Genomic DNA, 5,053 nt, shown 5'->3' on the forward strand with positions numbered 1-5,053 from the left:
CGCTTTCAGAGCAGAACCACGAACGATCGGAGTGTCGTCGCCCGGGAAGTCGTACTGAGACAGAAGTTCACGAACTTCCATTTCAACCAGTTCCAGCAGCTCTTCGTCATCAACCATGTCGCATTTGTTCAGGAACACGATGATGTACGGAACGCCTACCTGACGACCCAGCAGGATGTGCTCACGAGTCTGCGGCATCGGGCCGTCAGTCGCAGCAACTACCAGGATTGCGCCGTCCATCTGAGCAGCACCGGTGATCATGTTTTTAACATAGTCGGCGTGCCCCGGGCAGTCTACGTGTGCGTAGTGACGGGTCGGGGTGTCATATTCAACGTGAGAAGTGTTGATGGTGATACCACGAGCTTTTTCTTCCGGCGCGTTATCGATCTGGTCGAATGCGCGAGCAGCACCGCCGTAGGTTTTAGCCAGTACGGTAGTGATTGCAGCGGTCAGCGTTGTTTTACCATGGTCAACGTGGCCGATAGTACCGACGTTAACGTGCGGTTTTGTACGTTCAAACTTTTCTTTAGACATCGATTGTCCCTCTAAGACACGGATAAATCGGTGATATCACCACATCAACCAGGCAACATGCCCGACTTGTTGAATGCAATAAACAGAAGGAAAAAACAGGGAGGAGAAAAGAAGTGGTGCTGATAGGCAGATTCGAACTGCCGACCTCACCCTTACCAAGGGTGCGCTCTACCAACTGAGCTATATCAGCACATCTTGGAGCGGGCAGCGGGAATCGAACCCGCATCATCAGCTTGGAAGGCTGAGGTAATAGCCATTATACGATGCCCGCATCCTGGAACTCGGCTACCTGATTTTCATTCTGCACTGAATATCGAGAGAAGCTCTCTTTATTCGAGCCGGTAAGCGAACTTATCGTCTCGGGCTACGCCATCGCGTGGCCGAAATTGGTGGTGGGGGAAGGATTCGAACCTTCGAAGTCTGTGACGGCAGATTTACAGTCTGCTCCCTTTGGCCGCTCGGGAACCCCACCGGACTTGATGGTGCCGACTACCGGAATCGAACTGGTGACCTACTGATTACAAGTCAGTTGCTCTACCTACTGAGCTAAGTCGGCATCAAGTAGCGCGCATTCTATGGAGACATGCGAGTTCATGCAACTAAAAAAATTGCATAATTTGTTTTGTTGGTCACATTTTGCGCGACGCGATGAATAAACAGCCGAATTGCGAGCAGATTAGCATACTTTTTCAGCATCACTCTGCATTAACAATGCGCGCCAGCTAAAACACAATTCTTTTTATCAGATGGAATATCTGTCACATTGCTTTTCAACGATAGCTTCCTGGAAGAGATTTTTTCTTATTATTCCTCCCCATCTGGTGTTACCCTCCTGCCCATTAACCCATTCAACAGAACTGTGACGCGCCATGGCAAATATCGCTTTGCCGATAGAGCTATGACCGCCAGAAACATGCTTATGAGTATAAAAGAGCAAACGTTAATGACGCCTTACCTACAGTTTGACCGCAACCAGTGGGCAGCTCTGCGTGATTCCGTACCTATGACGTTATCGGAAGATGAGATCGCCCGTCTCAAAGGTATAAATGAAGATCTCTCGTTAGAAGAAGTTGCCGAGATTTATTTGCCTTTATCGCGTTTGCTGAACTTCTATATAAGCTCGAACCTGCGCCGTCAGGCTGTTCTGGAACAGTTTCTTGGCACTAACGGACAACGCATTCCTTACATTATCAGTATTGCTGGTAGCGTCGCGGTAGGGAAAAGTACGACTGCTCGTGTGTTACAGGCACTATTAAGCCGTTGGCCGGAACACCGTCGTGTTGAACTGATCACCACCGATGGTTTTCTTCATCCCAACAAAGTGCTTAAAGAACGTGGCCTGATGAAGAAGAAAGGCTTCCCGGAATCGTATGATATGCATCGTCTGGTGAAGTTTGTTTCCGATCTCAAGTCCGGCGTGCCAAACGTTACAGCACCTGTTTACTCGCATCTTATTTATGATGTGATCCCGGATGGAGATAAAACTGTTGTTCAGCCTGATATTTTAATTCTTGAAGGGTTAAATGTCTTACAGAGCGGGATGGATTATCCACACGATCCACATCATGTATTTGTTTCTGATTTTGTCGATTTTTCGATATATGTTGATGCTCCGGAAGACTTACTTCAGACATGGTATATCAACCGTTTTCTGAAATTCCGCGAAGGGGCTTTTACAGACCCGGATTCCTATTTTCATAACTACGCGAAATTAACTAAAGAAGAAGCGATTAAGACTGCCATGACGTTGTGGAAAGAGATCAACTGGCTGAACTTAAAGCAAAATATTCTACCTACTCGCGAGCGCGCCAGTTTAATCCTGACGAAGAGTGCTAATCATGCGGTAGAAGAGGTCAGACTACGCAAATAATTTTCAGGGGAGCTAATGCTCCCCTTTCTTATTTTTCTGCACTACGCAGGGATATTTCACCGCCCATCCAGGGTTTTATTATTCCATTCTGCTCAAGCAATAAAGCGCCCTGTTTGTCTATTCCGCGTGAAATGCCAAATATTTCTTTATCACCAATGATAAGTTTCACTGGGCGATTAATAAAATTATCCAGCTTTTCCCAACGCGAAAGATAAGGTGCCAATCCTTCTTGCTCGAAGAGTTCCAGCGCCGCGCGTAATTCACGTATTAGCATGGCCGCCAACGTATTACGATCGAGATTGATCCCCGCTTCCTGCAGCGTGATCCACCCCTGATTAACGACACTCTCTTCAACACGACGCATTGCCATGTTGATCCCGGCGCCAATGACTATTTGCGCCGCATCGCCGGTTTTGCCAGTCAGCTCCACAAGAATGCCTGCCAGCTTGCGATCCTGCAGATAGAGGTCATTAGGCCATTTAACGCGGACTTTATCAGCTCCTAGCTTGCGTAATACTTCCGCCATCACGATACCGATAACCAGACTTAAACCAATCGCCGCCGCCGGGCCTTGTTCCAGACGCCAGAACATCGACAAATATAAGTTTGCGCCAAAAGGCGAAAACCATTTCCGACCACGACGACCACGGCCAGCCTGCTGGTATTCTGCAACGCAGGCATCGCCCGATTTAAGCTCTCCGATACGGTCAAGGAGATATTGATTCGTGGAGTCAATAACTGGCAGCACGGCTACACTACCGCCATCCAGCTGACTCAATATCTGTTCAGCATTAAGTAACTGGATGGGCTCAGGCAGGCTGTATCCTTTACCCGGAACGGTAAAGACATCAACACCCCAGTCACGCAGTGTCTGAATGTGTTTATTAATAGCCGCCCGGCTCATTCCTAACGTTTCACCCAGCTGCTCGCCAGAGTGAAATTCACCATTCGCTAACAGCGCGATTAATTTCAGTGGCACGGTATTATCCTTCATGAAATCGTCTCCACTGCGCTAACTTCACCTGATGCACCAATAAAGCGAACTTCTGGCTCAAGCCAGACATTAAATTTTTCACCCACTTTCTGTCTTACATGATGTGCCAGTTGCACGACATCTTCGCTTTTTGCATTGTCTTCATTAATGAGAACTAACGCCTGTTGACGGTGCACCGCAGCCCCCCCCCATTTGCATCCCTTTTAGCTGGCACTGATCGATAAGCCAACCTGCTGCCAGTTTTACTGAACCATCCGCCTGAGGGTAATTTGGTGCTGTTGGACATTGTGCCAGTAATGCTTTAGCCGTTTCGGCAGATACAACAGGGTTTTTGAAGAAACTACCGGCATTGCCATTCACTTTTGGGTCAGGGAGTTTGGTGGTGCGCATATGACACACCGCATCAAATACTTGCTGTGGCGTTACTGTTGTAGGATCCAGACGAGTTAAGTCACCATACGTTAGTACAGGTTGCCACTCTTTTGGTAGACGCAGACCTACGGCTACAATGGCGAAGCGGTCCTGGTATTCATGTTTAAAAATACTGTCGCGATAGCCAAAACGGCACTCTTTAGCTGTTAAATGCTCTTGCTTGCCTGTCGCCAGTTCAACACAGTCAACATAAGCGCAAACTCGCTGTAATTCTACGCCATAAGCCCCAATATTCTGGATAGGTGATGAACCAACACAACCAGGAATTAATGCCAGATTTTCCAGACCAGGCATACCTTCCTGCAAAGTGTATTTTACCAGGCGATGCCAGTTTTCTCCGGCTCCTACATGTAAATACCACGCATCAGGTTCATCATGAATTTCGATACCTTTGATCCGGTTGATGATCACCGTACCGCGATAGTCTTCCAGAAAAAGTACATTACTTCCTTCACCCAGAATAAGGACGGGTTGTCCTTCTGCGGTTGCATGCTGCCAGGCATTGAGTAATTGTTGTTCGTCTTCGGCACATACAATGTGCTGAGCATTATGATCAATGCCAAATGTGTTCCAGGGTTTTAAGGAGTGGTTCATAGCTGCTTTCCTGATGCAAAAACGAGGCTAGTTTACCGTATCTGCGGGGGGATGGCTTGTAGATATGACGACAGGAAGAGTTTGTAGAAACGCAAAAAGGCCCGGTCTTCTGACCGGGCCTTCTGCTTTATTTGATGCCTGGCAGTTCCCTACTCTCGCATGGGGAAACCCCACACTACCATCGGCGCTACGGCGTTTCACTTCTGAGTTCGGCATGGGGTCAGGTGGGACCACCGCGCTACGGCCGCCAGGCAAATTCTGTTTTATCAACACGTCCTGTTCTGACCTGTCGATTTAATCTGTATCAAGCTTACTTATTGATGTCTCTTCCGCCAAAACATCTTCGGCGTTGTAAGGTTAAGCCTCACGGTTCATTAGTACCGGTTAGCTCAACGCATCGCTGCGCTTACACACCCGGCCTATCAACGTCGTCGTCTTCAACGTTCCTTCAGGAGACTTAAAGTCTCAGGGAGAACTCATCGTCGGGGCAAGTTTCGTGCTTAGATGCTTTCAGCACTTATCTCTTCCGCATTTAGCTACCGGGCAGTGCCATTGGCATGACAACCCGAACACCAGTGATGCGTCCACTCCGGTCCTCTCGTACTAGGAGCAGCCCCCCTCAGTTCTCC

The 5,053-nt window shown here is 48.3% G+C and carries 3 protein-coding genes, 4 tRNA genes, 2 rRNA genes and 1 pseudogene; 1 reads left to right on the forward strand and 9 read right to left on the reverse strand.

Going from position 1 to position 5,053, the window contains the following annotated elements; translation table 11 throughout:
• The 5 genes from CRI63_RS08340 to CRI63_RS08360 form a co-directional block, all read right to left on the reverse strand.
• A partial coding sequence (locus tag CRI63_RS08340) for a GTP-binding protein (protein WP_000031740.1) occupies positions 1 to 534 on the reverse strand: 534 nt, incomplete at its 3' end.
• A gap of 114 nt (positions 535 to 648) precedes the next feature.
• Positions 649 to 724 (reverse strand) — tRNA-Thr (locus tag CRI63_RS08345).
• A 6-nt stretch (positions 725 to 730) separates the two neighbouring features.
• Positions 731 to 805, reverse strand: a tRNA-Gly gene (locus CRI63_RS08350).
• A 116-nt stretch (positions 806 to 921) separates the two neighbouring features.
• A tRNA-Tyr gene (locus CRI63_RS08355) sits at positions 922 to 1,006 on the reverse strand.
• Between the two features lie 8 nt (positions 1,007 to 1,014).
• A tRNA-Thr gene (locus CRI63_RS08360) sits at positions 1,015 to 1,090 on the reverse strand.
• Between the two features lie 363 nt (positions 1,091 to 1,453).
• On the opposite strand from CRI63_RS08360, the gene coaA reads away from it, so the two are divergent.
• On the forward strand, positions 1,454 to 2,404 hold the full coding sequence (coaA, locus tag CRI63_RS08365) for a type I pantothenate kinase (protein WP_000023076.1): 951 nt from the start codon (positions 1,454 to 1,456) through the stop codon (positions 2,402 to 2,404).
• 28 nt (positions 2,405 to 2,432) lie between these two features.
• Here coaA and birA read toward each other — a convergent pair whose 3' ends face one another.
• The 4 genes and pseudogenes from birA to CRI63_RS08385 form a co-directional block, all read right to left on the reverse strand.
• Entirely contained in the window at positions 2,433 to 3,398 is a 966-nt protein-coding gene (gene birA / locus CRI63_RS08370; protein ID WP_135519216.1) for a bifunctional biotin--[acetyl-CoA-carboxylase] ligase/biotin operon repressor BirA, read from the reverse strand.
• Positions 3,395 to 4,424: pseudogene (murB, locus tag CRI63_RS08375) on the reverse strand (UDP-N-acetylmuramate dehydrogenase). Before murB ends, birA begins: the two are co-directional and overlap by 4 nt.
• A 136-nt stretch (positions 4,425 to 4,560) precedes the next feature.
• Positions 4,561 to 4,676, reverse strand: a 5S ribosomal RNA gene (gene rrf / locus CRI63_RS08380).
• Positions 4,677 to 4,777: 101 nt separating this feature from the next.
• A 23S ribosomal RNA gene (locus CRI63_RS08385) occupies positions 4,778 to 5,053 on the reverse strand; the annotation flags it as partial.

Source organism: Escherichia sp. E2661 (genome assembly GCF_004745185.1).
GTDB lineage: Bacteria > Pseudomonadota > Gammaproteobacteria > Enterobacterales > Enterobacteriaceae > Escherichia.

Excerpts from the sequence above, each read along its gene's own strand:
- coaA (WP_000023076.1), top strand. The coding sequence starts at position 1,454 with ATGAGTATAAAAGAGCAAACGTTAATGACGCCTTACCTACAGTTTGAC.
- birA (WP_135519216.1), bottom strand. The coding sequence starts at position 3,398 with ATGAAGGATAATACCGTGCCACTGAAATTAATCGCGCTGTTAGCGAAT.